This window comes from Chryseolinea soli, from assembly GCF_003589925.1.
Taxonomy (GTDB): domain Bacteria; phylum Bacteroidota; class Bacteroidia; order Cytophagales; family Cyclobacteriaceae; genus Chryseolinea; species Chryseolinea soli.
Genome location: NZ_CP032382.1, coordinates 1,438,371 through 1,462,876, shown reverse-complemented (window position 1 = coordinate 1,462,876; position 24,506 = coordinate 1,438,371). Strand labels below are relative to the sequence as shown.

Annotated in this window: 37 protein-coding genes; 34 read left to right on the top strand and 3 right to left on the bottom strand. The window is 49.8% G+C overall.

The window, feature by feature from the left end:
- Positions 1-254 precede the first annotated feature (254 nt).
- A complete protein-coding gene (locus tag D4L85_RS06235) occupies positions 255-1,886 on the top strand; it encodes a sodium/sugar symporter (protein WP_119753490.1) in 1,632 nt (543 codons plus the stop codon).
- 70 nt (positions 1,887-1,956) lie between these two features.
- Positions 1,957-2,838, top strand: a complete 882-nt coding sequence (locus D4L85_RS06230) for an inositol oxygenase family protein (RefSeq protein ID WP_119753489.1) — start codon at positions 1,957-1,959, stop codon at positions 2,836-2,838.
- A gap of 92 nt (positions 2,839-2,930) precedes the next feature.
- On the opposite strand, the gene glgP is transcribed toward D4L85_RS06230, so the two are convergent.
- From glgP to D4L85_RS06215, 3 genes are all read right to left on the bottom strand, one after another.
- Entirely contained in the window at positions 2,931-4,583 is a 1,653-nt protein-coding gene (gene glgP / locus D4L85_RS06225; RefSeq protein WP_119753488.1) for an alpha-glucan family phosphorylase, read from the bottom strand.
- Positions 4,584-4,744: 161 nt separating this feature from the next.
- The gene (locus D4L85_RS06220) at positions 4,745-5,734 is read right to left on the bottom strand and encodes an ABC transporter ATP-binding protein (protein ID WP_119753487.1); all 990 of its coding nucleotides are present in this window, start codon (positions 5,732-5,734) and stop codon (positions 4,745-4,747) included.
- A gap of 18 nt (positions 5,735-5,752) precedes the next feature.
- Positions 5,753-6,772 carry a FecCD family ABC transporter permease gene (locus D4L85_RS06215; protein WP_119753486.1) on the bottom strand — a complete coding sequence of 340 codons (1,020 nt, stop codon included), beginning with the start codon at positions 6,770-6,772 and terminating at the stop codon, positions 5,753-5,755.
- A gap of 191 nt (positions 6,773-6,963) precedes the next feature.
- Here D4L85_RS06215 and rplC point away from each other — a divergent pair, with 191 nt between their 5' ends.
- The 32 genes from rplC (at position 6,964) to D4L85_RS06055 (ending at position 24,506) form a co-directional block, all read left to right on the top strand.
- Positions 6,964-7,596, top strand: a complete 633-nt coding sequence (gene rplC / locus D4L85_RS06210; protein WP_073141566.1) for a 50S ribosomal protein L3 — start codon at positions 6,964-6,966, stop codon at positions 7,594-7,596.
- A complete protein-coding gene (rplD, locus tag D4L85_RS06205) occupies positions 7,596-8,228 on the top strand; it encodes a 50S ribosomal protein L4 (protein ID WP_073141568.1) in 633 nt (210 codons plus the stop codon). The genes rplC and rplD overlap by 1 nt, the downstream gene beginning before the upstream one ends.
- Positions 8,228-8,515 (top strand): 50S ribosomal protein L23, encoded by a 288-nt coding sequence (gene rplW, locus D4L85_RS06200; RefSeq protein ID WP_073141570.1) that lies wholly within the window; start codon positions 8,228-8,230, stop codon positions 8,513-8,515. The genes rplD and rplW overlap by 1 nt, the downstream gene beginning before the upstream one ends.
- A 10-nt stretch (positions 8,516-8,525) precedes the next feature.
- Complete coding sequence (gene rplB, locus D4L85_RS06195; protein ID WP_073141572.1) at positions 8,526-9,350, top strand: 50S ribosomal protein L2; 825 nt, start codon at positions 8,526-8,528, stop codon at positions 9,348-9,350.
- Positions 9,350-9,628, top strand: coding sequence for a 30S ribosomal protein S19 (gene rpsS, locus D4L85_RS06190; protein ID WP_073141573.1), 279 nt, complete (start codon positions 9,350-9,352; stop codon positions 9,626-9,628). Before rplB ends, rpsS begins: the two co-directional genes overlap by 1 nt.
- A 2-nt stretch (positions 9,629-9,630) precedes the next feature.
- On the top strand, positions 9,631-10,101 hold the full coding sequence (gene rplV / locus D4L85_RS06185) for a 50S ribosomal protein L22 (RefSeq protein ID WP_119753485.1): 471 nt from the start codon (positions 9,631-9,633) through the stop codon (positions 10,099-10,101).
- Positions 10,102-10,103: 2 nt separating this feature from the next.
- Positions 10,104-10,937: a 30S ribosomal protein S3 gene (gene rpsC / locus D4L85_RS06180; RefSeq protein WP_119753484.1), complete on the top strand. Its 834-nt coding sequence runs from the start codon at positions 10,104-10,106 to the stop codon at positions 10,935-10,937.
- Between the two features lie 33 nt (positions 10,938-10,970).
- Complete coding sequence (gene rplP, locus D4L85_RS06175; protein ID WP_119753483.1) at positions 10,971-11,402, top strand: 50S ribosomal protein L16; 432 nt, start codon at positions 10,971-10,973, stop codon at positions 11,400-11,402.
- Positions 11,399-11,593, top strand: coding sequence for a 50S ribosomal protein L29 (gene rpmC, locus D4L85_RS06170; protein WP_119753482.1), 195 nt, complete (start codon positions 11,399-11,401; stop codon positions 11,591-11,593). The genes rplP and rpmC overlap by 4 nt, the downstream gene beginning before the upstream one ends.
- A gap of 5 nt (positions 11,594-11,598) precedes the next feature.
- Positions 11,599-11,853: a 30S ribosomal protein S17 gene (gene rpsQ / locus D4L85_RS06165; protein WP_073141582.1), complete on the top strand. Its 255-nt coding sequence runs from the start codon at positions 11,599-11,601 to the stop codon at positions 11,851-11,853.
- A 2-nt stretch (positions 11,854-11,855) separates the two neighbouring features.
- A complete protein-coding gene (gene rplN / locus D4L85_RS06160; RefSeq protein WP_073141584.1) occupies positions 11,856-12,224 on the top strand; it encodes a 50S ribosomal protein L14 in 369 nt (122 codons plus the stop codon).
- A gap of 3 nt (positions 12,225-12,227) precedes the next feature.
- Positions 12,228-12,566 carry a 50S ribosomal protein L24 gene (gene rplX, locus D4L85_RS06155; RefSeq protein ID WP_119753481.1) on the top strand — a complete coding sequence of 113 codons (339 nt, stop codon included), beginning with the start codon at positions 12,228-12,230 and terminating at the stop codon, positions 12,564-12,566.
- The gene (gene rplE / locus D4L85_RS06150) at positions 12,566-13,117 is read left to right on the top strand and encodes a 50S ribosomal protein L5 (protein WP_073141587.1); all 552 of its coding nucleotides are present in this window, start codon (positions 12,566-12,568) and stop codon (positions 13,115-13,117) included. Before rplX ends, rplE begins: the two co-directional genes overlap by 1 nt.
- Positions 13,118-13,125: 8 nt before the next feature.
- Entirely contained in the window at positions 13,126-13,395 is a 270-nt protein-coding gene (rpsN, locus tag D4L85_RS06145; protein ID WP_073141589.1) for a 30S ribosomal protein S14, read from the top strand.
- A gap of 165 nt (positions 13,396-13,560) precedes the next feature.
- On the top strand, positions 13,561-13,959 hold the full coding sequence (rpsH, locus tag D4L85_RS06140; RefSeq protein WP_073141591.1) for a 30S ribosomal protein S8: 399 nt from the start codon (positions 13,561-13,563) through the stop codon (positions 13,957-13,959).
- Positions 13,960-13,971: 12 nt separating this feature from the next.
- Entirely contained in the window at positions 13,972-14,529 is a 558-nt protein-coding gene (gene rplF, locus D4L85_RS06135) for a 50S ribosomal protein L6 (RefSeq protein WP_119753480.1), read from the top strand.
- Positions 14,530-14,568: 39 nt separating this feature from the next.
- The gene (gene rplR / locus D4L85_RS06130) at positions 14,569-14,919 is read left to right on the top strand and encodes a 50S ribosomal protein L18 (protein WP_119753479.1); all 351 of its coding nucleotides are present in this window, start codon (positions 14,569-14,571) and stop codon (positions 14,917-14,919) included.
- An 11-nt stretch (positions 14,920-14,930) separates the two neighbouring features.
- Positions 14,931-15,449 (top strand): 30S ribosomal protein S5, encoded by a 519-nt coding sequence (rpsE, locus tag D4L85_RS06125; protein ID WP_073141597.1) that lies wholly within the window; start codon positions 14,931-14,933, stop codon positions 15,447-15,449.
- A gap of 5 nt (positions 15,450-15,454) precedes the next feature.
- Positions 15,455-15,634: a 50S ribosomal protein L30 gene (rpmD, locus tag D4L85_RS06120; RefSeq protein WP_073141599.1), complete on the top strand. Its 180-nt coding sequence runs from the start codon at positions 15,455-15,457 to the stop codon at positions 15,632-15,634.
- A 1-nt stretch (position 15,635) separates the two neighbouring features.
- On the top strand, positions 15,636-16,082 hold the full coding sequence (gene rplO, locus D4L85_RS06115) for a 50S ribosomal protein L15 (RefSeq protein WP_119753478.1): 447 nt from the start codon (positions 15,636-15,638) through the stop codon (positions 16,080-16,082).
- On the top strand, positions 16,082-17,398 hold the full coding sequence (gene secY / locus D4L85_RS06110) for a preprotein translocase subunit SecY (protein ID WP_119753477.1): 1,317 nt from the start codon (positions 16,082-16,084) through the stop codon (positions 17,396-17,398). The genes rplO and secY overlap by 1 nt, the downstream gene beginning before the upstream one ends.
- Before the next feature lie 7 nt (positions 17,399-17,405).
- Positions 17,406-18,200: a type I methionyl aminopeptidase gene (gene map / locus D4L85_RS06105; protein WP_119753476.1), complete on the top strand. Its 795-nt coding sequence runs from the start codon at positions 17,406-17,408 to the stop codon at positions 18,198-18,200.
- A complete protein-coding gene (gene infA, locus D4L85_RS06100; protein WP_073141607.1) occupies positions 18,179-18,397 on the top strand; it encodes a translation initiation factor IF-1 in 219 nt (72 codons plus the stop codon). The genes map and infA overlap by 22 nt, the downstream gene beginning before the upstream one ends.
- Positions 18,398-18,405: 8 nt before the next feature.
- Positions 18,406-18,522 (top strand): type B 50S ribosomal protein L36, encoded by a 117-nt coding sequence (ykgO, locus tag D4L85_RS06095; protein WP_073141609.1) that lies wholly within the window; start codon positions 18,406-18,408, stop codon positions 18,520-18,522.
- 6 nt (positions 18,523-18,528) lie between these two features.
- Positions 18,529-18,909, top strand: a complete 381-nt coding sequence (gene rpsM, locus D4L85_RS06090; protein ID WP_073141611.1) for a 30S ribosomal protein S13 — start codon at positions 18,529-18,531, stop codon at positions 18,907-18,909.
- A gap of 18 nt (positions 18,910-18,927) precedes the next feature.
- Complete coding sequence (gene rpsK, locus D4L85_RS06085; protein ID WP_119753475.1) at positions 18,928-19,326, top strand: 30S ribosomal protein S11; 399 nt, start codon at positions 18,928-18,930, stop codon at positions 19,324-19,326.
- 28 nt (positions 19,327-19,354) lie between these two features.
- Positions 19,355-19,960 (top strand): 30S ribosomal protein S4, encoded by a 606-nt coding sequence (rpsD, locus tag D4L85_RS06080; RefSeq protein ID WP_073141615.1) that lies wholly within the window; start codon positions 19,355-19,357, stop codon positions 19,958-19,960.
- A 23-nt stretch (positions 19,961-19,983) separates the two neighbouring features.
- Complete coding sequence (locus tag D4L85_RS06075; RefSeq protein ID WP_073141617.1) at positions 19,984-20,973, top strand: DNA-directed RNA polymerase subunit alpha; 990 nt, start codon at positions 19,984-19,986, stop codon at positions 20,971-20,973.
- A gap of 6 nt (positions 20,974-20,979) precedes the next feature.
- Positions 20,980-21,513, top strand: coding sequence for a 50S ribosomal protein L17 (rplQ, locus tag D4L85_RS06070; protein ID WP_073141619.1), 534 nt, complete (start codon positions 20,980-20,982; stop codon positions 21,511-21,513).
- 131 nt (positions 21,514-21,644) lie between these two features.
- Positions 21,645-22,754, top strand: coding sequence for a glutamine-hydrolyzing carbamoyl-phosphate synthase small subunit (gene carA / locus D4L85_RS06065; RefSeq protein ID WP_119753474.1), 1,110 nt, complete (start codon positions 21,645-21,647; stop codon positions 22,752-22,754).
- Between the two features lie 40 nt (positions 22,755-22,794).
- Positions 22,795-24,072 carry a phosphopyruvate hydratase gene (gene eno / locus D4L85_RS06060; RefSeq protein ID WP_073141623.1) on the top strand — a complete coding sequence of 426 codons (1,278 nt, stop codon included), beginning with the start codon at positions 22,795-22,797 and terminating at the stop codon, positions 24,070-24,072.
- 140 nt (positions 24,073-24,212) lie between these two features.
- The gene (locus D4L85_RS06055) at positions 24,213-24,506 is read left to right on the top strand and encodes a septum formation initiator family protein (protein WP_119753473.1); all 294 of its coding nucleotides are present in this window, start codon (positions 24,213-24,215) and stop codon (positions 24,504-24,506) included.

Genomic DNA, 24,506 nt, shown 5'->3' with positions numbered 1-24,506 from the left:
ATTTATGTATCGCGTGGTCAGAAGGATGTTCATGGAAGATAACAATAATTCTCCCGAATAGAAACGGCGGGAACGTTCCCGTCAGACGATGATCTTTTTTCGATCTACCTATCCTATAATTGAATGTGTTAATGTCAAACGCGTTGTGGGACACCGCGACAAAAAAATAGCGTGAACCATTTTTCAATCGTTAGCGGATATGGAATATCTGTGTATATTGACTCTGGTCTGCTCCATCCCCAGGCCCTTTGTCCATGAACCATCTTCATTTTGTCGACTACGTTGTGTTCCTGGTTTACTTTATTACGGTGTCGGTATACGGCCTGTGGATCTATTATCGCAAAAAATCAAAGAGCACCGATGCGAAAGATTTTTTTCTGGCCGAAGGATCACTCACCTGGTGGGCCATTGGTGCATCGCTGATCGCCTCCAATATTTCTGCGGAGCATTTCATAGGCATGTCGGGCTCCGGCTTTGCGCTGGGCCTGGCCATCTCCACCTATGAATGGATGGCCGCGGCAACGCTCGTGATCGTGGCGGTTTTTTTTATTCCGGTGTATCTGAAGAACAAGATCTACACCATGCCGCAATTTCTCTCGCAGCGCTACAACGATACGGTGAGCACGATCATGGCCGTGTTCTGGTTGCTAGTGTATGTGTTTGTGAATCTAACCTCGATACTCTATCTGGGTGCGCTCGCCATCAATTCCATATCGGGTATTGATTTCGGATGGTGCATTGCCGGGTTGGCTTTCTTTTCGGTGATCGTGACCTTGGGAGGGATGAAGGTGATCGGCTACACGGATGTGGTCCAGGTGGCCGTGTTGTTGCTTGGCGGATTGGTCACTACCTATCTCGCGCTGAACATGGTCTCAGCAAACGAACCAGGCGGGGAAAATATCTGGCGGGGCTTTCAAATACTGCGCGAAAAGGCTCCTTCTCATTTTCACATGATCTTCAACAACACGCACCCGTATTACAAAGATCTTCCGGGTCTCTCGGTGTTGATCGGTGGGATGTGGATCAACAACCTCAACTATTGGGGATGTAATCAATACATCATTCAACGCGCACTGGGTGCGGATTTGAAAACGGCGCGCAGTGGAATTCTGTTTGCCGCATTTTTGAAATTGCTGGTACCGGTCATCGCCGTCATCCCCGGCATCGCTGCATTTGTTTTGTATCAGCAGGGAATGTTTCAAACGGAAATGGTCGATGCGGCCGGCGTGGTGAAGCCTGATCACGCATACCCGACACTTATGAATCTTTTGCCTGCAGGTTTAAAAGGACTTGCCTTTGCGGCATTGACGGCTGCGGTGGTAGCCTCTCTGGCGGGCAAAGCGAACAGCATTGCAACCATCTTCTCGATGGACATCTATAAGAAATTTTTCAACCGGCAGATCAGCGAGCGGAACCTGGTGATTTCGGGAAGAGTCACGGTCGTGGTTGCCATGGTGCTGGCTGCGCTTGTGGCACCTTTGCTTAGCTCGTTGGACCAAGCGTATCAATTCATCCAGGAATACGTCGGTTTTATTTCTCCGGGCGTTCTCGCCATTTTTCTGATGGGCTTTTTCTGGAAACGGGCGACGTCCACGGCTGCACTGGCGGCCGCTTCACTGACGATCCCGCTATCAACCATTCTCAAATTTCTTCCCGTCTGGACAATGGGATCGTTCCCGGACTATCCTTTTTTAGATCGCATGACCATCGTGTTTGTCTTTTTGATCCTTTTAATGATCATCCTAAGCCTGCTCGATCGTAAAAGCAAGGACCAACCACGCGTCATTCAAATCGATACGTCCATGTTTCGCAGTTCACCGGGTTTTGTTGTGGGGTCCGTGCTCATTATGGGCATCCTGGCAGCCTTGTATATTGGATTTTGGTAATCCTGCAAACGGTAGAGATTTTCTTGTGACGATTTTGTAGATTTGTTTAGTAATAATAAAACGAGGTATTATGAGAGACGCACGTTCTTTTTCCGAAAGTGAGATCAATCCCCTGCACAACATCGAACAGTGGGAAGACGATGTTTTGAAACGCTACCCTGAACCCGACATGCCGGCTAAGGCAAAAGAAGAATATCGTAACTACGTCGACCCTGCGCGCGATACGGTACGCGAGTTCTATCGCCTCAACCATACGTATCAGAGCTATGATTTTGTCCAGGAAAAAAGGGCCGAGTTCCTCAAGTTCGACCGCAAGGAAATGCCGGTATGGAAAGCGATGGAGTTCCTCAACACGCTGGTAGACGATTCAGATCCCGATATCGAACTGGACCAACTTCAACACTTGCTGCAAACCGCCGAAGCCATCCGTCGCGATGGTCACCCCGATTGGTTTGTGCTCACCGGCTTCATCCACGACATGGGCAAAGTGCTTTGCCTTTTTGGCGAACCCCAATGGGCTGTAGTGGGCGATACGTTCCCCGTAGGCTGCAAATTTTCCGACAAAATTGTTTATCCTGAATTTTTCAGCTTGAACCCGGACTATACCAACGAGAAATACAACACGAAGCTTGGTATTTATAGCGAAGGTTGCGGCCTTCGCAATGTCACCATGTCATGGGGACACGACGAGTACTTGTATCAGATCACAAAAGATTATCTGCCGGACCCCGCGCTCTACATGATCCGCTATCACTCCTTCTATGCTCAGCACCGGGAACATGCCTACGAACATCTGATGGACAATCACGACCGCGAAATGTTTGAATGGGTAAAGAAATTCAATCCCTACGATCTGTATTCGAAAAATCCCGTTCCTCCCAACGTAAAAGAATTGAAGCCGTATTACGAAGACCTCATTGCCAAATACCTTCCTCCGATAGTGAAATTGTAACGGTCCCGATCATAAACAAAATAAAAAAAGACCTTGCCGTATCAACAGCAAGGTCTTTTTCATGATAATCTCTTTCTTCTCCGGAAGCCGGCTTAGAAATTATACAACTCCTTATAATATTGATCGGCCATCCGTCCGGCATCAAAGAACGGCAGCACATCCGTCATGCTCGCTTTCACGATGCTTTGCCACGCTTGGGGATTTTTATAATACGTGGGGATGATCTCTTTCTCCAACACATTCAACAGATTCTGCCCTTCGATTTTATCTTTCGACTCCGGCGTCAGCAAGTCGTTAGCCGTTTCGATAATGAAAGCGTTCTTGCCATGCTGTGAGAATTCGGGTACCCAGCCGTCGGGAATCGAAAGGTTTACCGATGCGTTCATCGCCGCCGTCATGCCCGATGTTCCGGAAGCCTCATGATATAAGCGGGGATTGTTCAACCAGATGTCCGAGCCCTTCTTCAAGTGCCCCGAGAGCCAGAGCTCATACCCGGTCACAACGGTACAGTTAGGCAAATCTTTTGTCTTCCAATAGATCTCGTTGAAAATATTGATGGCGGCAAAATCTTCCGGATACGGCTTACCGGCCCAGATGATTTGCACCGGATACTCGGTGTTGTTGGCGATCTTCAAAAAGCGATTGTAGTCGGCCAGCAACAAGTTGGCGCGCTTGTATCCCGCAAAGCGGCGGGCCCACACGATGGTGAGCACGTTTTCGTCGAAGAGCTTTCCGGTTTGGTTCGCCACCACGCGAAACAATTTTTTCTTCAACTCTTTTTTCCGGGCGATGAGCGCCTGGTCGTCATTTCGCGTCAGTGCCTGGTCGAGATCGGGATCGCTCCAATAGGTTTTGTTTTGCGCATTGGTAATGGCCGTGATCTCGCAAATGCCTTTATAGTCGCCCCACATTTTGCGCGACACTTCACCATGAAGCTGCGACACACCGTTGGCGCGTTTGGCCAGGCGAAGGGCGGTGAGGGTATAATTCAATACGCCGTTTTCCGGATAGACATAGTCATTCACCTCGTCTTGCGTAAGACCGTTGAAGAAGCTCATGCTGTGCAACAACGGCATGCTGTGTTCCTCGTTGCCCGCCTTCTCGGGTGTGTGCGTCGTGAAGGCAACGCGCTTCTGCACTTCCTCAAGCTTTTTGTATTTGTGCAGCAAGTAAAAACACATGGGCAACGCGTGGCCTTCATTCATGTGATAGATATCCGTCTGGCGACCGAGTACATCCAGTAAGGTCGCCCCGCCAATGCCCAGCAGAATCGACTGTGCTATACGCGTCGTTTCATTCGGATCGTAAAGACGGTGGCTGATGGTTTGCGCGAGATAGTCGTTCTCGGGAATGTCGGTGCTCAATAGGAACAGCGGTGCAGAATGAAACACCTCCGGCTTGAGCAGGTAGGCTTTTACATAAACTTTTGAGCCGTGGATCGTGATCGGAAAAACAATATTGGTATCCGTGAGAAAAGAATAGTCTTTATCGCGGAAGCTCACTTTCAAGGTCTGGTCCTGGTTGCGTTCCTGGTCATAGTAGCCCTTCTTCCAAAGGATGCCGATACCGATCAGGTTTTGCTTCAGCTCATAAGCGCTGCGCAGGTGCGATCCGGCCAGGAAACCGAGGCCGCCGCTATAGATTTTCAAGGGTTGATCGACAGCAAACTCCATCGAAAAATAAGCAACGGGCTTGCTGTATTTCTCATCGAACGCGTAGGGGAAAAGTTCGGAAGGTTTTATCATGGTGATTTTGAACTAGATAGTTGGTACAATATCAAACGTAGCGAAACGAAATGGAATTTGCGATGCACCGAGAGGCACGGAAATGGCGCATGGCCTTTTGCAAACGTTTGATGCCGGTCCGGACGACATTGAAATTCTTACATACGTTACTTTGACCGGTATTATATGAAATGCGTCAGCAAGGATTGAAGCGTATCGAACGATGTTTTTTGATTGATGATCCATTGGAGATGACCATCCTTTTCCACCACATCGATATGCGGATGGGAGGGTCCTGGAAAGGTCACGCTAAAACCATTTCGCTCCAACGCATTCCGGGTCCAGAGATAAGCATGGCCATCGCCGTGAAGCGAGATCATTTTATCGCGATAGGCCTCATGCGAGACCTTGCCGGTTTTCAGATCGTATCCTTTGAATTGAAATACTTCATCAAATGCACCGGACAAAACCAGGTCCTCGGGAATTCCGGTCACCAGCGTTTTGCCCCGTCCTGCCAGCCAGATGAGGTCCGCGGTTTGAAGGGCAAGGTCCAGTTCATGGGTTGCGATCAGGATGGCCTTGTTCAACTTTCGCGCAAGGCGTCGCAGCAGGTTCATCACCTCTACACGGTTGTTCAGATCGAGGTGGGCCGTGGGCTCATCGAGAAGAATAACGGGTGTATCCTGCGCCAGCGCCCGGGCGATCATGACCATTTGCTGCTGGCCGTCGCTGAGCTCATACAATTTTTTATCGGCCAGGTGTTGAATGTGAACTTCCGCTAACGCATCGCTGACCTTTTGCTGATCGTCCTTACTTAGCGTTATGCCCCACCCCATATACGGATAGCGTCCAAACGAAACCAACTCCCGCACATCCATCTGCACCGTCGCGATCCGGTCGGTCAACACCACCGATACCTGGTGGGGTAGTGGACCCGCAGGCGTGTGAGACGAGACGGCGCCATAGTGAACGTCGCCCGACAACGGTTTCTGCAATCCCGCCAACGTCCGGATCAAAGTAGATTTGCCGACGCCGTTAGGACCCATAAAACACGTAAGCTCCCCGGCATTCAGTGAAAGTCCCAGGTTCTCAAAAAGAATATTCCGGCCCCCGGGCAATGCATAGCCGACCGATAATTGATGAAGCGAAACGAGGGCGGTTTTAGGGGTCATTGACACATTATTATAAGATCACACCGAAAGCCGTTTTGCCCGCAAAATAATCCAGATCACCACCGGAGCGCCCACCATAGCGGTGATGGCGTTGATGGGAAGCACATAGGCGCTCCCCGGAAGCTGCGTCACGATATCACAAAAAAGCATCAACACCCCGCCACCGACGCTCACGGCCGGGATCAGTATTTTGTGATTGTGGGTCTTGATCATCAGCTTGGTCAGGTGTGGAACCGCCAGCCCCACAAAGGCGATGGGTCCGCAAAAGGCCGTTACACCCCCCGTTAAAAGACTGGTGGTGAGAAGGATGACCAATCTCGAGCGGTTTAAATGAATGCCAATACTTTGCGCATAATTGTCCCCCAGGAGCCATCCGTTCAGCGCTTTTGTTGAAAAAAGGGCCACTAGCCCGCTCGTCACCAAGATGGAGGTCAGCACCTTTATCTCCGTCCAATTGAGCCGCCCCAGGCTGCCAAAGGTCCAGAGCATGTAGGACTGCTGTTGTTCGGGTTTGCTGAGAAATTGGAGCACGCTCACCAGGCTGGAGGTGGTTGCCCCCATCATGAGTCCTATTATTAATAAGGAAGTATTGTCCCGGAGTCGCTGGGCGATAACAATAACAACGAGAAACACCCCGCAGCATCCCAGGCTGGCGGCCCCGGCAATGGCCCAGGGGCTAGGCGTCGAAAGTATTTCCAATCCGGCGGCCTGGCTCATAAATACCAGCGACACGGCCAGGCTTGCGCCCGAACTGAGGCCGAGCACATCCGGTCCGGCCAGGGCGTTGCGAAAAAGGGTTTGCATTTGAAGACCGGCAATGGAAAGGGCGCCTCCCGCCAAAATGCAGGTCAGGGCCTTGGTCATCCGAAACTCCCAAACGATGTCGTGCCATATGGGGTTGGCGGTTTCACTGCCGGAAAGGATGCTCAAAATGGTGCCGGGAGGGATGCGGACGCTGCCCATGCCCAGGTTTACTATGAAGAGTAAAACCAGCAGCAGGGGTAGGATAATCCAGCTTTTTCGGTGAATCCAGTGCATATCAACCGTTTCGGATGGGCGCAATGATACGCGATTTTAGGCGATTACGCCGAAAAGCTTGGTAAACAGCGCCATTTCCCTAAAAATATTGAAACCCAGATTTGCTAACGACACTTTAGTTCCTATCTTTGCAGTCCTTTTTGCAGAAAGAGTGCAGGAAGTCCTGAAAAACAGCATAAATAGGTTCAGCCATGCCTGGAATTATAGGAAAGAAAATAGGAATGACGAGTGTGTTTGGCGCCGATGGCGTAAACATCGCTTGCACGGTTATCGAAGCCGGTCCTTGCGTCGTGACGCAAGTGAAAAACGAAGAGACAGACGGATACCGTGCTGTACAATTAGCATTTGGTGAGAAGAAGGAGAAACATACCCCGAAAGCGGCTATTGGACACTTCAAGAAAGCTAACACCACCCCCAAGAAAGACATCGTAGAGTTCCGCGACTTCAGTACGGAATTCGATGGAATGGTAGAACTCGGAAAAGAGATCCGCATCCAGGACGTTTTTGTTGAAGGCGATTTTATCGATGCCGTTGGTACTTCCAAGGGTAAAGGTTTCCAGGGCGTTGTGAAGCGTCACAACTTTGCCGGTGTGGGTGGTCAAACGCACGGTCAGCATAACCGTCTTCGCGCTCCCGGTTCCATGGGTAACGCGTCGTTCGCGTCCCGCGTGCCCAAAGGCAAGCGTCTTGCCGGCCGCATGGGTACCGACCGCGTGACGATCACCAACCTGAAGGTTGTGAAGATCATGCCTGAGCAAAACCTCATCGTTATTAGCGGTTCCCTCCCGGGACCTAAAAATTCAACCGTAATCCTTCAGAAATAATGGAAGTAACCGTATTCAAATCCAGCGGCGAAAAATCCAGCAAGACCGTAAGTCTGTCGGACCTGGTGTTTGGCATCGAGCCCAACGACCACGCGATCTATTTGGACGTAAAGAGCTACCTGGCCAATCAACGCCAAGGTACACACAAGGCCAAGCAACGTAACGAGATCTCAGGTTCTTCCAAGAAACTGAAGAAGCAAAAAGGAACTGGTGGAGCCCGTGCGGGTAACATCAAGAACCCTCAGTTCAAAGGTGGTGGACGCGTATTCGGTCCTCAACCCCGTGACTACTCGTTCAAGTTGAACAAGAAAGTGAAAGACCTCGCCCGTAAGTCTGCCCTGACTTACAAAGCAAAAGATAACTCGATTGCTATTTTGGAAGACTTCACCTTCGAAACTCCCAAGACCAAGCAATTCACAGCGCTTCTGAAAGCCCTTTCGCTGGGCGAAAAGAAAACGCTCCTCGTTCTGCCCGAAGCCAACAAGAATGTTGTGTTGTCCGGAAGAAACATCCAGAACGCAAAAATTACTACTGCCGATCAAATCAATACATACGATGTGATGAACGCCGACAGCGTGATCTTCGTGGAGAGCTCGATCAGCAAGATTGAAAACCTTTTAAATAAAGCATAATGAGCACCCTGAAGAAACCCCTAGTAACGGAAAAGGTCTCTGCTCTGAATGAGAAGGGAAAATACGGTTTCATCGTCGCATTTGATGCGAACAAGGTGGAGATCAAGAAGGCCGTAGAAAAACAATACGCCGTAAACGTAGCAAGCGTAAACACCATGGTCGTGATGGGTAAGAAAAAGACCCGTTACACAAAGGCCGGTGTATTGGCAGGCCGCAAGCCCAGCTACAAGAAGGCCATCGTTACCCTGGCCGCAGGCGAAGTAATTGACTTTTATAGCAACGTCTAATTTTTGAGCAATGGCGCTGAAGAAATTAAAACCGATCACAGCAGGAACGCGACATAGACTCGCCCCTTCCTTCGACGATATTACGACCAACATCCCGGAGAAATCCTTGTTGACCACCATCAAGAAAACCGGTGGACGGAACAAGCAAGGAAAGATGACCATGCGCTACATTGGTGGCGGTCACAAGCAGAAGTTGAGAGAGATCGACTTCAAACGCAACAAGACAGGCATCCCGGCAACTGTAAAGTCTATTGAATACGATCCTACCCGTTCTGCCCGTATAGCCCTGCTATTCTATGCCGACGGTTCGAAGACCTATATCATTGCTCCCAACGGATTGAAGGTAGACCAGGTAGTGGTTTCCGGTCCGGACGTAGCACCTGAAATTGGAAACGCTCTTCCCCTGGCGAAGATCCCCGTAGGTACCGTGGTACACAACGTGGAAATGAAACCCGGAAAAGGTGGCGCTATCGCCCGCAGCGCAGGATGCTTTGTGCAACTCCTGGCCCGCGAAAACGGTATGGCTACTTTGAAAATGCCTTCTGGCGAAATGCGCAGCGTACTTGACGTGTGCATGGCAACGGTAGGCGCAACATCGAACCCTGACCACATGAACGAAAGTGTGGGTAAGGCTGGTCGCTCACGCTGGAGAGGCATTCGCCCCCGCACCCGTGCCGTGGCCATGAACCCTGTCGATCACCCGATGGGTGGTGGTGAAGGACGCGCATCCGGAGGACATCCGAGATCACGCAACGGACTTTATGCGAAAGGCAAGAAGACCCGTCACCCGAAGAAATATTCTGATCGCCTAATCATTGCTAAGAGGAAAAAATAATGGGACGCTCGATTAAAAAAGGACCATACAGTGACTTCCGTCTCGTGAAGAAAGTTGAAGCCACTGAAAAATCAGGTAAGAAATCTGTTATCAAGACCTGGTCAAGAAGATCAACCGTAATACCCGAGATGATCGGTCATACGTTTGCTGTTCACAATGGAAATAAATTCATTCCGGTATATGTTACGGAAAACATGGTAGGCCACAAACTCGGCGAGTTCGCTCCTACCCGCACCTTCCGTGGACACTCTGGTACTAAGAAAGATAACGCTAAGTAATCATGGAAGCTGTAGCGAAAAAGACAAAGAAGTCTGTGCTGAAACGCGAAAAGCGTGACGCCAGAAAAGAGGCGGCAAAGACCGGCCCTTCGGTAGCCAAGTTGAAAAACGTTCCCACATCGCCCCGCAAGATGCGTCTTGTAGCGGACCTGATCCGTGGCGAACGGGTGAACAAGGCCCTGAACATCCTGAAGTATGAGCCCAAAGTGGGCGCTCCTAAACTGGAGAAATTGCTCCTCTCCGCCATCTCCGGCTGGGAAGCAAAACACACGGATGTGAAACTGGAAGATGCCGACCTGTACGTGAAAGAAATTTTTGTGGATGGTGGCCGCATTCTGAAAAGACTGAGACCCGCTCCCCAAGGAAGAGCACACCGGGTGAGAAAACGTTCAAACCACGTGACACTCGTAGTAGCCAGCTTGAAAAAAGCAGGCGCTGAAGTAACATCGACTGAAAAAGAAACGAAGGAATAATAATGGGACAAAAAATTAATCCTGTAGGTTTTAGATTGGGCATCGTACGCGGCTGGGATTCCAACTGGTATGGTGGCAAAACCTTCTCCGATAAACTGGTTGAAGACCAGAAAATCAGAAAATACGTAGAGGCACGTATCCCCAAAGGTGGTATCGCGAAAGTGGTGATCGAAAGAACCCTGAAGCGCATCACGCTGACCATTCACACTGCCCGTCCCGGCGTGGTGATCGGTAAAGGTGGAAACGAGGTCGACAAGATCAAGGAAGAGTTGAAGAAACTCACCAACAAGGATGTTCAAATCAATATCTTTGAGATCAAGCGTCCTGAACTGGACTCGAAGCTGGTGGGCGAATCAATCGCACAGCAAATTGAGGCTCGTATCTCTTACAAGCGTGCCATGAAGCAAGCAATCGCTTCGGCTATGCGCGTGGGAGCGGAAGGCATCAAGATCAAATGCTCGGGCCGTTTGGCCGGCGCCGAAATGGCGAGAACAGAGCAATACAAAGAAGGACGGGTGCCCCTGCACACCCTTCGCGCCGACATCGACTATGCGATCTCCGAGTCGCAAACCGTATACGGCAAGATCGGTATCAAAGTATGGATCTTCAAAGGCGAGATCTACGGCAAACGTGATCTTTCCCCGAACGTAGGCGTGGTGAGCAACGCACAACAAGGCCCCGGACAAAAAGGTGGCAATGAGCGCGGCGGCAACGAGAGAGGCGGACGCAGAAGAGAAGGTGGTGGAAGACCGGGCGGCGATCGTCGCGGTGGTGAAGGTGGAGGACAGCGACGCGGCGGCGACAACCGTGGCGGCGGACCGAGAAGAAACGGATAATTATTTCGAAGCAACTATAAAGAATAGGTAACAATGTTACAGCCGAAACGAACGAAATTCAGAAAAATGCAAAAGGGCCGTGTGAAAGGAATGGCCACCAGAGGTCACTCTATCGCATTTGGTTCATTTGGATTGAAAGCCCTGGAAGGTGGATGGATCACTGCCCGCCAATTGGAAGCTGCACGTATTGCAGTAACCCGCGCTATGAAGCGTGAAGGTCAGGTATGGATTCGCATTTTCCCCGACAAACCGATTACCCGCAAGCCTGCTGAAGTGCGGATGGGTAAAGGTAAAGGTGCTCCTGAATACTGGGTGGCCGTGATCAAACCCGGAACCATCCTGTTCGAAGCAGGTGGCGTGGACATTGCAACCGCAAAAGAAGCCATGCGCTTAGCAGAAGGCAAGTTGCCGATGAAAACGAAGTTTACGATTAAGCACGACTACGTAGAAGCGACTAAGGCATGAAAAATTCAGATATCAAAGCATTGACCGTAGCCGAGCTGCAAGAGAAGATCGGCGCCGAGAAAGAAGCGCTCCGCAAGATGCAGTTTGCGCATCAAGTGACAGCCATCGAAAATCCCATGAAACTCCGGGAGTCTCGTAAGCTGGTAGCCAGATTGCAAACAGAATTGAGAGCTAAAGAACTTCAAAAATAATTCCTATGGAAAGGAACGACAGAAAAGAACGGGTGGGCAAAGTGGTTAGCAATAAAATGCAAAAGACCATCACCGTAGCCGTAGACAGAAAGGTAAAGCACCCCATCTACGGAAAGTTTGTGAACCGTACGACCAAGTTCAAGGCGCACGACGAGGCCAACACTGCAGGTATCGGCGATACCGTACGCATCATGGAAACCCGTCCGTTGAGCAAGGACAAGCGTTGGAGATTAGTAGAAGTAGTTGAAAAAGCGAAGTAATTATGATAAGCACCGAATCAAGACTTACCGTAGCAGACAATAGCGGCGCCAAAGAAGTACTGTGTATGCACGTACTCGGCGGAACCAAAAGACGCTATGCTTCCGTAGGCGATAAAATCGTAGTGACTGTGAAGTCCGCGATGCCCAGCAGCCAGGTTAAAAAAGGCACTGTGTCTAAAGCTGTCGTGGTTAGAACGACGAAAGAAGTAAGAAGAAAAGACGGATCCTACATCCGTTTTGAAGATAACGCTGCCGTTCTTTTGAACGCTCAGGACGAACCCCGTGGAACCCGTATTTTCGGCCCCGTGGCACGCGAGCTCAGAGAAAAGCAGTTCATGAAAATTGTATCACTGGCCCCTGAAGTAATCTAAGCCATGGAGAAGAAGAACGCAAAAGCCAAATTGCACATCCGCAAAGGCGACACCGTGAAGGTGTTGGCTGGCGACGATCGTGGCAAGACGGGAAAAGTACTCGAGGTAGTACGTGAAAAAAGCAGAGCCATCGTTGAAGGCATCAACATCGTGACCAAACACACGAAACCTTCTGCCGGCAAGCCCGAAGGCGGCATCAAGAAAACTGAAGCCGGAGTGCACATCAGCAACCTGCAACTGGTTGATCCTGCCACGGGCAAGACCACCCGCGTAGGCCGCAAGCTCGACAGCAAAGGAAAGCTTCAAAGATATTCTAAGAAAACCGGAGAAATTATTAAATAATGTCAGCTCCAAGATTAAAGGACAAATACCTGACTGAGATTGTCCCTGCTTTAAAGCAGAAATTTGAGTACAAGTCAGTGATGCAAGTTCCCAAGATCGAGAAGATCTGCATCAACAAGGGTATGGGCGTGGCGGTATCCGACAAGAAACTGATCGACGTGGCGTTGGAAGAAATTACCAGCATCAGCGGCCAGAAGGCGGTATCGACCAAGTCGAAGAAAGCCATCTCCAACTTCAAGTTGAGAGAGAACATGCCGATCGGTGTGCGGGTGACCCTGCGCGGCGACAAGATGTACGAATTCCTGGATCGCCTCATGAGCATCGCCCTTCCCCGGGTACGTGACTTCCGCGGCATTTCCGCCAAAGGATTTGACGGCCGTGGAAACTATACCATGGGTGTGAAAGAACAGATTATCTTCCCCGAGATCTCCATCGACAAGGTGAACAAGATCAGCGGTATGGATATCACGTTCGTGACCACTGCCCAAACAGACGAAGAAAGCTACGAGCTCCTGAAAGCCTTCGGGATGCCTTTTGCGAATAAAAATTAAGAAACAGCATGGCTAAAACATCAGTAATAGCAAGGCAGACAAAACGTGAGAAGCTGGTAGCGACCTACGCAGCAAAACGGAAAGCCTTAAAAGAGGCCGGCGACTATGCGGCCCTGGACAAATTGCCCCGCAACGCTTCCCCGGTTCGGTTGAAGAACCGTTGCAAGCTCACGGGCCGTCCCAAAGGATATATGGGTAAGTTCGGCGTTTGCCGTAACGTATTCCGTGAAATGGCTTCTGCAGGAAAGATACCCGGCGTCACCAAGGCGAGCTGGTAATTTCCCACACGACACACACTACATATTGGTTGCTGAGTATCCAGGTCTCCGCAAGGAGAAACCCGATGACAGTTTGGATTATTGAAATTGTTCGATATCTTTGCAGCCCGGTTTTAAGAAACGCGGGCTTGCTTATTTAATAGAATTAGGAAAAGGATAAATAAAATGACTGATCCGATAGCAGATTACTTAACCCGGTTGCGGAATGCCATTAGGGCCAACCATAAGGTGGTTGAAATCCCCGCTTCCAATCTCAAAAAGGAGATTACGAAGGTTCTTTTTGACAAAGGGTTTATCCTGAACTACAAGTTCCAGGACGGTGAACATAGCCAAGGCATTATCAAGATCGCCTTGAAGTACAATCCTGAAACGAAGGAGTCAGCTATAACTACCTTGGAAAGAATCAGCACACCTGGTTTGCGCCAGTATGCCAACACCGGTTCCATGCCGCGCGTAATGAACGGCCTGGGCGTTGCCATCCTGTCGACATCCAAAGGGGTGATCACCGACAAGGAAGCACGCACCCTCAACGTAGGTGGTGAAGTATTGTGTTACGTGTATTAATAGAGAAGCAACATGTCACGAATAGGTAAGCAACCGATAAGCATTCCCTCCGGAGTAACTTTCAACTTCTCGAAAGAGAACAACAAAGTGACCGTGAAAGGACCCAAAGGCGAACTCTACCAGGCCATCGACCCTGACTTTACGGTCAAGTTTGAGAACGGCATTGTAGAATTAGAACGTCCTACAGATCAAAAACGTCACAAGGCTATGCACGGTCTGTACCGCGCATTGATCGCCAACATGGTGGAAGGCGTTTCCAAAGGCTACAAACACCAGCTTGAACTGGTGGGTGTGGGTTACAAAGCCAACGCACAGTCCAACGTGCTCGAACTTAGCTTAGGCTATTCGCACAACGTGTTCCTGGCTGTTCCTTCTGAAATCAAAGTTCAGGCCGTACAAGAAAAAGGTCAGAACCCGACCATCATCCTGGAAGGCATCGACAAACAACTCCTCGGACAAGTAGCCGCCAAGTTGAAGTCGCTCCGCAAGATCGAGCCTTACAAAGGCAAAGGTATTCGCTTCACAGGTGAGTATGTACGCAGAAAAGCTGGTAAGGCTGCTGCTAAGTAATCGGTAGACAAAGAACAAGCATCATAGAAAACAGAGACTATGGCAGGCAAGAATATAGAAAGAAGAGAGCGGATCAAGTTAGGTGTCCGTAAGAGAGTAACCGGCACTACAGACAGACCTCGTTTGTCCGTGTTCAGAAGCAACAAAGGCTTGTTCGTTCAGATCATCGACGATCTGAAAGGCACCACAGTAGTTTCTGCTTCCACCGCAGAGCTTGGCGAAAAGGCAAAGCTAAACGTGGAGAACTCGAAGAATGTAGGCAAAAAGATCGCAGAAAAAGCTTTGGCCTCCGGCATTCAGAGCATCGTCTTCGATCGCAATGGTTACCTCTACCATGGAAATATCAAAGCTTTGGCTGAAGGTGCCAGAGAAGGTGGTTTAAAATTCTAAGAAACTGAAATATGTCAGTAAGCAACATAAGCACAGTAAAAGCCAGCGAAATCGATCTTAAGGAAAGAGTAGTAGCCATCGAGCGTGTAGCCAAGGTGGTGAAAGGTGGTCGTCGTTTCAGCTTCGCAGCCATTGTCGTAGTAGGCGATGGAAACGGAGTGGTAGGTTACGGATTGGGCAAAGCCAACGAAGTAACAGACGCCATCACCAAAGGCATCGACGATGCGAAGAAGCACCTGGTGAAAGTGCCGATCATCAAAGGCACTGTGCCGCATGAGTCTGTTGGAAAATTTGGCGGTGGATTCGTATTGCTGAAGCCCGCTTCGCCCGGTACGGGTGTTATCGCCGGTGGTGCTATGCGCGCCGTATTGGAAAGTGCCGGTGTACACAACGTGTTGGCAAAATCCAAAGGCTCGTCAAACCCCCACAACGTGGTGAAAGCTACCTTCAAGGCATTGACCAGCATGCGCGACGCCTTCACCGTAGCAAAGAACAGAGGAGTATCATTGTCGAAAGTATTTAACGGCTAAGAGACATGGCGAAAGTACAGATCACGCAGAAAAGAAGCACCATCAAGAGACCTGAAACGCAGATCCGCACGATCCAAGCATTGGGCCTCGGTAAAATAAACAGAACGGTTGAAGTGGAGCTGACTCCGCAGATTGCCGGTATGATTTCAAAAGTAAATCATTTGATTACTGTAAAAGAACTGTAAGATGAAGCTGCATACATTAAAACCTGCTGAAGGTTCAACAAAAACAAACAAGAGACTTGGCCGCGGTCAGGGCTCGGGTGGAAGCACGGCAGGACGCGGTCACAAAGGTGCGCAGTCCCGTTCGGGTAACGCCAAGAAGTCTGGCTTCGAAGGGGGTCAGATGCCTTTGCAGCGTCGCGTACCGAAGTTCGGTTTTAAGAACAACAACAAAGAATATTTCAAGGCAGTGAACCTTGATGCTTTGGAAGGTCTTGCTGAAAAAGTAAAATCTACAACCCTCAGCCTTCAAGTGCTGATTGAAAATGGTGTAGTAGGCAAGAACGACAAAGTGAAAGTTTTAGGAAGAGGTGAATTGAAAGCGAAGGTTAGCGTCGAGGCACATGCCTTCTCTGCTAGCGCAACACAAGCGATTGAAAAAGTAGGTGGAACAGCCACAACCGTGAAGTAATGAAGCGTTTCATTCAAACCATAAAGAATATCTTCTCAATAGAAGACCTGCGCGTCAGGATTCTCAATACCATGGGATTCCTGGTCATTTTCAGGCTCGGATCTTATATTGTATTGCCCGGCATCGACCCTAACCGGTTGGATGTGAACCGCAACAGCAGTGGTATTCTCGGCTTTATCAACACCTTCTCGGGTGGTGCCTTTAACAACGCGTCGATTTTCGCATTGGGCATCATGCCGTACATCTCGGCTTCGATTATCGTACAGCTCCTTTCATTTGCTGTACCCTATTTCCAGAAGCTGCAGAAAGAAGGCGACTCAGGTCGGAAGCGTTTGAATCAATACACTCGCGTGTTGACGATCTTCATCACGATCTTCCAAGGTTATAGCTACCTGAAAGGTGCTATCGATCCTTCGGTGATCATGAACCCCGGACCGTTCTTCTACGTGACCTCGGTAGCCATCCTCATCGCCGGAACAATGTTCTGTATGTGGTTGGGTGAAAGGATCACCGACAAAGGTATCGGTAACGGTATCTCCATGCTGATCATGATCGGTATCGTGTCTCGTTTGCCCCTGGCATTGATGGCCGAGATCAGCGACAAGTTCCCTGGAAAGGCATTCGCTTTTATCATTGAATTGTTTGTACTGTTCGGAATCGTGGTAGCCGTTATTGCCCTGACGCAAGCGACACGCCGCATCCCGATCCAATATGCCAAGCAAGTGATCGGCAACAAACTCTACGGCGGCAAGCGCGACTTCATTCCGTTGAAGTTGAACTCCGCAGGGGTAATGCCCATCATCTTCGCGCAAGCCTTGATGTTCTTCCCGGCCCTCATCGCGGGCATGTGGAGAGACAGCGAGATCGGCGCCTACATCGGGTCTACGTTTTCGGATCCGTATTCATGGCAGTACAGCTTGCTGTTCGCGTCCATGATCTTGATCTTCACGTTCTTCTATACGGCGATCACGATCAACTCGAACGACATTGCTGACAACTTGAAACGCAACGGTGGCTTTGTGCCCGGAGTAAAACCCGGCAAACAAACCGCTGAGTTTATAGACACTGTTTTATCAAGAATCACATTGCCCGGAGCTTTATTCCTGTGTGCTATTGCCGTGCTTCCCGCATTCGCAGTAAAACTTGGAGTAGGACAGAACTTCGCGCAGTTCTTTGGTGGCACGTCGCTTCTGATCTTGGTTGGGGTGGTATTGGATACCCTCCAGCAAATCGAAAGCTACTTGCTCATGAGACACTACGAAGGGATGATGAAGTCGGGCAGAGTGAAAGGACGTTCTCAATTTGCTGCGGCTTAAAGGCTGAATGATTAACTTAAAAACGGCAGACGAGTTACAGATCATGAAAGAGGGCGCCCAGATTCTGGGGAAGGCCCACGGAGAGATCGCCAGGAAAGTAAAGCCTGGTGTGAAAACGAAGGATCTGGACAAGCTGGCGGAAGAGTATATCAGGGATAATGGTGGAATACCGTCGTTCAAACACTACAACGGATTTCCCTCATCACTCTGCATCTCGGTAAACGACGTAGTGGTCCACGGATTTCCGGGCAACTACGAAGTGAAAGAGACGGACATCATCTCGATAGATTGTGGTGTTTTATATAAAGATTTTCACAGTGATTCGGCATACACTTATCCACTGGAAGGTGTAGGACCGGAGACATTGCTCCTCCTGAATCGCACGTACGAGTCCCTTTACCGGGGCATCGCACAAGCAAAAGCAGGAAACCGGATCGGGGATGTGAGCTATGCGATCCAGAGCTACGTAGAGAGCTTCGGATACGGTGTGGTTCGCGAACTGGTGGGACACGGCGTGGGGCGCAAGCTTCACGAAGATCCGGAAGTGCCCAACTATGGAAAGCGGGGCAAAGGAGTCAAGATCATTGCCGGAATGGTATTCGCCATCGAGCCGATGATAAACCGGGGAACAAAGAATGTCGTGCAGGATAACGACGGTTGGACGGTGCGAACCGCAGACCACATGCCCAGCGCACATTTTGAACATACGGTGGCCGTGACCGAGGACGAAACAGTGATATTGACGACGCACGAGTATATTGAAGAAAACTATCCATATAAGTGGCGAAACAAAAGTCAATAGAACAGGACGGAACAATTTCAGAAGCGTTATCCAATGCGATGTTTCGCGTACAGTTGGAAAACGGACATGAAGTGCTGGCACATATTTCAGGCAAGATGAGAATGCACTACATCCGCATTTTGCCCGGCGACAGAGTAAGATTGGAAATGTCGCCTTACGATTTAACAAAAGGTAGAATTGTATTTAGATACAAGTAACAACGAACATGAAAGTTAAAGCATCCATAAAGAAACGCAGCGCTGATTGCAAGATCATCAGACGCAAGGGCAAACTGTATGTGATTAACAAAAAGAATCCTAGGTTTAAACAAAGACAAGGTTAACATACTATGGCACGTATAGCAGGTGTAGATATTCCCGATAACAAGCGAGGCGAAATCAGTCTCACGTACATCTTTGGTATTGGCCGTAGGTCAGCCCAGAAGATCCTGACGGAGGCCGGTGTAAGCATCGACAAGAAAGTTAAGGAATGGAATGACGAAGAGTCAAACGCAGTCCGCGCGATCATTGCTGAGAAATTCAGAATTGAAGGCGCCCTGAAGTCCGAGATCCAGTTGAGCATCAAACGCCTCATGGACATCGGATGCTACAGAGGATTGCGCCACAGAAAGGGCTTGCCCGTTCGTGGACAAACTACCAAGAACAACGCCCGCACTCGTAAGGGTAAGCGTAAGACGGTAGCGAACAAGAAGAAAGCAACTAAAGGTTAATAGATAAACTTTTCAATAATGGCGACAGCTGAAAAGAGAAAAGATAAAGCGAAGAAGCGCGTAGTGAACGTGGAAGCCGTAGGGCATGCACACATCCGTGCCACGTTCAACAACATCATCATTTCGATGACCAACACCACAGGACAAGTAATTTCCTGGGCATCGGCCGGAAAGATGGGCTTCAAGGGTTCGAAGAAGAACACTCCCTATGCCGCACAGGTGGCTGCTCAGGATTGCGCTACCAAAGCTTTCGAACAGGGATTGAGAAAGGTAGAAGTATTCGTGAAAGGCCCCGGCGCCGGACGTGAATCGGCTATCCGCACCATCCAAGGATCGGGCATTGAAGTAACCGCCATCCGCGACGTTACGCCGCTGCCGCACAACGGCTGCCGCCCTCCGAAGAAAAGAAGAGTTTAATTAAAGAATATTATATTTAGGTTTTACCATGGCAAGATACACAGGCCCTAAAGTCAGAATCTCAAGACGTTTCAACGAGCCTATTTTAGGTGATAACAAGGCGCTTCAGAAGAAGAACTATGCTCCGGGTCAACACGGCCGTGGCAAGAAGCGCAAGCAATCGGAATACGCTACGCAGCTTGCTGAAAAGCAAAAGGCCAAATACATCTACGGTTTGCTGGAAAGACAATTCGCAAAATTGTTCGACACCGCATCCCGCAAGAAGGGCGTAACCGGCGAAGTGCTCTTGCAATTGCTGGAGTCACGGCTCGACAACACCGTGTACCGCTTGGGCATCGCGCCCACACGCCGCGCGGCTCGTCAATTGGTATTGCACAAACACATCCTGGTGAACGGCGATGTAGTAAATATCGGTTCTTTCACACTGAAGCCTGGTGACCTGGTGGAAGTTCGCGAACGTTCCAAATCATTAGAAGTCATCACCAACAGCCTCTCCCTCCAAGGAGCCAAGAAGTACAACTGGTTGGAGTGGGACAACAGCGAAATGACAGGAAAGATCATCAACCTGCCACCGCGCGTTGATATTCCCGAAAACATCAACGAGCAGCTGATCGTTGAATTGTACTCGAAGTAATTTTAACTGTTAACAACATCACTATGTCAATATTAGCATTTCAAATGCCAGAGAAGGTTGCGATGGAAAAGTCCGATGATTTTCACGGTCTCTTCACATTCAAGCCTCTGGAAAAAGGATATGGGGTGACCATCGGCAACGCGCTGAGAAGAATCCTGTTGTCCTCCCTGGAAGGTTATGCGATCACCGGAATCAAGGTTCCCGGTGTACTTCATGAGTTTTCGACCATCGAAGGAGTTGTGGAGGATGTTGCCGAAATCATCCTCAACCTGAAAATGGTTCGGTTCAGAAAAGTATCGGATAACTTCGATAACAAAATCACAGTAAACATTAAGAAACAAAAGCAATTCAAAGCTGGCGACATCGCCAAGTTTACGTCTGCTTTCGAAATTCTTAACCCCGAACACGTCATTTGCAACCTGGACGAAACCGCTCACTTCGAGATCGAACTCACGATCGAGAAGGGAAGAGGCTACCTCCCGGCTGAAGAAAATAAGCCTACGGAACAAGTATTCGGATTCATTCCGATCGACGCCATCTTCACGCCTATCAAGAACGTGAAATACAGCGTAGAAAACACCCGCGTAGAGCAAAAGACCGACTACGAAAAGTTGGTAGTAGACATCGAAACCGACGGATCTATCCACCCTGAGAAGGCGTTGGAAGGTGCCGCACACATCCTCATCAAGCACTTTGCCCTGTTCTCCGACAAGTCGATGGAACTCGAAACCGGCAAAGACGCAGAAGTAGAGCAGGTAGACGAAGAAATGTTGCATATGCGCAAACTGTTGAAGACCGCATTGCACGATCTCGATCTGTCCGTACGCGCCTACAACTGCTTGAAAGCAGCCGATGTGAAATCACTGGGCGACCTCGTTCAACTGGAGATCTCGGACATGATGAAATTCAGAAACTTCGGTAAGAAGTCGCTGGCAGAATTGGAACAATTGGTAGCGGAGAAGAACCTCACCTTCGGTATGGATCTCTCCAAGTATAAACTTGATGAAGACTAGGAAATCATGAGACACGGTAAGAAGGTAAATCACTTAGGTAGAAAAACAGCGCACAGACAAGCGTTGCTTTCGAACATGGCTTCTTCGCTGATTCTGAACAAAAGAATCACGACCACGGTAGCCAAAGCCAAAGCGTTGAGAAAATATGTTGAGCCTTTGCTGACCAAGTCGAAGGACGATACCACGCACTCCAGAAGAACGGTGTTCTCCTACCTCCAAAACAAGGAGTCTGTGAAGACCCTGTTTGGTGAAGTAGCATCGAAGATTGCCGATCGTCCGGGTGGATATACCCGCATCATCAAATTGGGTGATGTGCGCGTAGGCGATAACGCCGAAATGTGTCTCATCGAACTCGTGGATTTCAACACGCTCTACAGCAAGGAAGGCGTGGCTAAGAAAGCCAAGACCAGAAGAAGCCGCGGTGCGAAGAAAACCGAAGGTGCCGAAGGCGCAACCGAAGCTGCTCCCGCAGCCGAAGCCAAAGCTGAAAAGGCAGAAAAGAAGCCCAAGAAAGCTTCCACTAAAAAAGAAAAAGAATAGTGACAGAACGCCATTCATACGGAAAGGGATCGAACAATCGTTTGATCCCTTTTTTTATGCCCTGGCCGCTGGTAAAAACCTACGCCCGGGCGTGTTAATCCCGGAATTACTAACGTATTTTTGCGAACGCTATGCAGAAAAAAGCTTACCTCCTTCTTGAAGACGGCCTCCTCGTGGAGGGAACGGCCATCGGTAAAATCGGCACCTCGGGTGGTGAAATATGCTTCAATACCGGGATGACCGGGTACCAGGAGATCTACACAGATCCTTCTTATTACGGACAGATCATCGTCAACACCAATGCCCACATTGGTAACTATGGTGCTTTTGACGCGGAACAAGAGTCGAGTCGCCCCATGATTGCCGGGTTGGTGGTCAACGAATTTGCCCACGAATTCAGCCGCAAGTCGGCCACCGGCAGCCTGCAGCAATACCTGGAAAGCCGCAACGTGGTGGGCATCGCCAACATCGACACCCGGATGCTGGTGCGCTACATTCGCAGTAAAGGCGCGATGAACGCCATCATCTCATCCGAGCTCACCCCAGAGCAGCTGAAAGCAGAAATAAAGAAAGTGCCCTCCATGAATGGGCTTGAACTTTCCTCGGTGGTAACGACCAAGGAAGCGTATACCGTGGGCGATGTCAATGCCCCCATCAAAGTGGCTGTGCTCGACCTGGGCATCAAACAAAGCATAGTGACCAACCTGGCCAGCCGCGGCGTGTATTGCAAAGTGTTCCCTGCCAAAACCGCCTTCTCGGAAATGAAGGCCTGGAATCCCCACGGCTATTTTATCTCCAACGGCCCTGGCGACCCTTCAGTGATGGCCTACGCCATTGAAACGGTGAAGCAAGCATTGGATTCCGGCAAGCCTCTTTTCGGCATTTGCCTCGGCCACCAACTCCTGGCGCTGGCCTCCGGAATTTCTACGTACAAAATGCACCACGGTCACCGCGGATTGAACCACCCCGTGAAAAACCTGATTACGGGCAAAGGTGAAATGACCTCTCAGAATCACGGTTTCTCCGTGAACGAAAAAGATATCGAGAAGAATGCAAACGTAGAGGTCACCCACGTCCACCTGAACGACAACACCATCATGGGCATCCGCCTGAAAGACCGGAAAGCGTTCTCGGTGCAATACCACCCCGAAGCCTCCCCCGGGCCGCACGACTCGCGCTACCTCTTCGACGAGTTCATCGAAATGATCCAGGCGGAAATCGCCGAACCCATCACCGCATAACCCGAACAACTATCATCCAATCCATAAATCTAAAATCACTATGAGCTTAATCGAAAGCATTCATGCCCGGCAAATTCTCGACAGCCGCGGCAACCCCACAGTTGAAGTTGATGTAGTAACTGAGTCCGGCGCATTTGGACGCGCCGCTGTGCCCTCCGGTGCTTCCACCGGATCACACGAAGCCGTAGAACTCCGTGATGGTGATAAAAAGAAATTCATGGGAAAAGGCGTGTTGAAGGCCGTGGACAACGTGAACACCAAGATCGCTGCCGAAGTGGTGGGCTTTGATGTTTTCGAACAAAACCTGGTCGACCAGATCATGATCGATCTGGATGGCACGCCCAACAAAGGCAAGCTGGGTGCTAACGCTATCCTTGGAACGTCTTTGGCTATTGCTAAAGCCGCTGCCATGGAAGCCGGCATGCCCCTGTACCGTTACATCGGTGGTGTGAGCGCGAATACGCTGCCCGTGCCGATGATGAACATCCTGAACGGTGGTAGCCACGCCGACAACGCCATCGACTTCCAGGAGTTCATGGTCATGCCCGTAGGCGCAGCATCATTCTCGGAAGCCCTTCGCATGGGTGCCGAAGTGTTCCATACGCTGAAAAAAGTATTGCACGATAAAGGTCTTTCTACCAACGTAGGGGATGAAGGCGGTTTTGCACCGAACCTCAAATCCAACGAGGAAGCTATCGAAGTGGTGTTGAAAGCCATCGAGAAAGCCGGCTTCAAACCCGGTTCCGATATGTTCATCGCCCTTGACCCTGCCGCATCTGAATTCTACGATCCCAAAGCAAAAGTATACCACTTCAAAAAGTCTTCCGGTCAGAAACTGAAGCCCGCAGAAATGGCAGCATACTGGACCAACTGGGCTAAGAAATACCCCATCATCTCTTTGGAAGACGGCATGGCCGAAGACGATTGGGCAGGCTGGAAAGCCCTCACCGAAAGCATCGGCGACAAAGTACAACTCGTGGGCGACGATCTGTTCGTAACCAACGTGAAACGCCTCCAGAAGGGCATCGACGATGGCATTGCCAACGCCATCCTTATCAAGGTGAACCAGATCGGTTCCCTGACCGAAACCATCGCCGCCGTGAACCTGGCAAAACGCAATGGCTACAAGAGCGTGATGTCACACCGTTCGGGTGAAACCGAAGACAGCACCATCGCCGACCTGGCCGTGGCCCTGAACACCGGTCAGATCAAGACGGGTTCGGCTTCCCGTTCCGACCGGATGGCGAAATACAACCAACTGATCCGCATCGAGGAAGAGTTGGGCGAGATCGGCTATTTCCCCGGCAAGAACATGTAGTCCTTATCGGAATGAATAATAGAAAAGCCAGGCAACATGTCCTGGCTTTTTTCGTTTCCAATCCTTAGCGACCGGAGGGAAGCGAGGCTTGTTTTTTGACGTTGATTTATTCTCTATCTTAGTATCACTTTTTAAGCTATATGTTCAAGAAACTGCCCAAACCGTTCCGGAATTTTTATTTTTTATCGATCGCCTTCTTCGTGCTTTGGATGATCGCCCTGGATTCGAACAACATGATCGCCCGCTATCAGTTGAGTTCGAAACTGCGATCACTGGAAAATGAAAAGGAGTATTACGAAGAAAAAATAAAGGAAGTGGAAAAGGATCGCGACGAAGTTTTCGGCGACCGGGAGTCACTGGAAAAATTCGCCCGCGAGAAATACTTGATGAAAAAAGAAAGTGAAGACATCTTCATCGTAGCGGAAAAAGACTAA

Coding starts and splice junctions, on each gene's coding strand:
- rpsM (WP_073141611.1), top strand. CDS start 18,529: ATGGCACGTATAGCAGGTGTAGATATTCCCGATAACAAGCGAGGCGAA.
- rpsH (WP_073141591.1), top strand. CDS start 13,561: ATGACTGATCCGATAGCAGATTACTTAACCCGGTTGCGGAATGCCATT.
- rpmD (WP_073141599.1), top strand. CDS start 15,455: ATGGCGAAAGTACAGATCACGCAGAAAAGAAGCACCATCAAGAGACCT.
- rpsE (WP_073141597.1), top strand. CDS start 14,931: ATGTCAGTAAGCAACATAAGCACAGTAAAAGCCAGCGAAATCGATCTT.
- rplW (WP_073141570.1), top strand. CDS start 8,228: ATGAGCACCCTGAAGAAACCCCTAGTAACGGAAAAGGTCTCTGCTCTG.
- rpsD (WP_073141615.1), top strand. CDS start 19,355: ATGGCAAGATACACAGGCCCTAAAGTCAGAATCTCAAGACGTTTCAAC.
- rpsC (WP_119753484.1), top strand. CDS start 10,104: ATGGGACAAAAAATTAATCCTGTAGGTTTTAGATTGGGCATCGTACGC.
- rplV (WP_119753485.1), top strand. CDS start 9,631: ATGGAAGCTGTAGCGAAAAAGACAAAGAAGTCTGTGCTGAAACGCGAA.
- rplB (WP_073141572.1), top strand. CDS start 8,526: ATGGCGCTGAAGAAATTAAAACCGATCACAGCAGGAACGCGACATAGA.
- D4L85_RS06220 (WP_119753487.1), bottom strand. CDS start 5,734: ATGACCCCTAAAACCGCCCTCGTTTCGCTTCATCAATTATCGGTCGGC.
- rpsK (WP_119753475.1), top strand. CDS start 18,928: ATGGCGACAGCTGAAAAGAGAAAAGATAAAGCGAAGAAGCGCGTAGTG.
- D4L85_RS06230 (WP_119753489.1), top strand. CDS start 1,957: ATGAGAGACGCACGTTCTTTTTCCGAAAGTGAGATCAATCCCCTGCAC.
- rplX (WP_119753481.1), top strand. CDS start 12,228: ATGGAGAAGAAGAACGCAAAAGCCAAATTGCACATCCGCAAAGGCGAC.
- D4L85_RS06075 (WP_073141617.1), top strand. CDS start 19,984: ATGTCAATATTAGCATTTCAAATGCCAGAGAAGGTTGCGATGGAAAAG.
- glgP (WP_119753488.1), bottom strand. CDS start 4,583: ATGATAAAACCTTCCGAACTTTTCCCCTACGCGTTCGATGAGAAATAC.
- map (WP_119753476.1), top strand. CDS start 17,406: ATGATTAACTTAAAAACGGCAGACGAGTTACAGATCATGAAAGAGGGC.
- D4L85_RS06055 (WP_119753473.1), top strand. CDS start 24,213: ATGTTCAAGAAACTGCCCAAACCGTTCCGGAATTTTTATTTTTTATCG.
- secY (WP_119753477.1), top strand. CDS start 16,082: ATGAAGCGTTTCATTCAAACCATAAAGAATATCTTCTCAATAGAAGAC.
- rplE (WP_073141587.1), top strand. CDS start 12,566: ATGTCAGCTCCAAGATTAAAGGACAAATACCTGACTGAGATTGTCCCT.
- ykgO (WP_073141609.1), top strand. CDS start 18,406: ATGAAAGTTAAAGCATCCATAAAGAAACGCAGCGCTGATTGCAAGATC.
- D4L85_RS06215 (WP_119753486.1), bottom strand. CDS start 6,772: ATGCACTGGATTCACCGAAAAAGCTGGATTATCCTACCCCTGCTGCTG.
- rplC (WP_073141566.1), top strand. CDS start 6,964: ATGCCTGGAATTATAGGAAAGAAAATAGGAATGACGAGTGTGTTTGGC.
- rpsN (WP_073141589.1), top strand. CDS start 13,126: ATGGCTAAAACATCAGTAATAGCAAGGCAGACAAAACGTGAGAAGCTG.
- carA (WP_119753474.1), top strand. CDS start 21,645: ATGCAGAAAAAAGCTTACCTCCTTCTTGAAGACGGCCTCCTCGTGGAG.
- rplR (WP_119753479.1), top strand. CDS start 14,569: ATGGCAGGCAAGAATATAGAAAGAAGAGAGCGGATCAAGTTAGGTGTC.
- rplQ (WP_073141619.1), top strand. CDS start 20,980: ATGAGACACGGTAAGAAGGTAAATCACTTAGGTAGAAAAACAGCGCAC.
- rplP (WP_119753483.1), top strand. CDS start 10,971: ATGTTACAGCCGAAACGAACGAAATTCAGAAAAATGCAAAAGGGCCGT.
- D4L85_RS06235 (WP_119753490.1), top strand. CDS start 255: ATGAACCATCTTCATTTTGTCGACTACGTTGTGTTCCTGGTTTACTTT.
- rpsS (WP_073141573.1), top strand. CDS start 9,350: ATGGGACGCTCGATTAAAAAAGGACCATACAGTGACTTCCGTCTCGTG.
- eno (WP_073141623.1), top strand. CDS start 22,795: ATGAGCTTAATCGAAAGCATTCATGCCCGGCAAATTCTCGACAGCCGC.
- rplD (WP_073141568.1), top strand. CDS start 7,596: ATGGAAGTAACCGTATTCAAATCCAGCGGCGAAAAATCCAGCAAGACC.
- rpmC (WP_119753482.1), top strand. CDS start 11,399: ATGAAAAATTCAGATATCAAAGCATTGACCGTAGCCGAGCTGCAAGAG.
- rpsQ (WP_073141582.1), top strand. CDS start 11,599: ATGGAAAGGAACGACAGAAAAGAACGGGTGGGCAAAGTGGTTAGCAAT.
- rplF (WP_119753480.1), top strand. CDS start 13,972: ATGTCACGAATAGGTAAGCAACCGATAAGCATTCCCTCCGGAGTAACT.
- rplN (WP_073141584.1), top strand. CDS start 11,856: ATGATAAGCACCGAATCAAGACTTACCGTAGCAGACAATAGCGGCGCC.
- rplO (WP_119753478.1), top strand. CDS start 15,636: ATGAAGCTGCATACATTAAAACCTGCTGAAGGTTCAACAAAAACAAAC.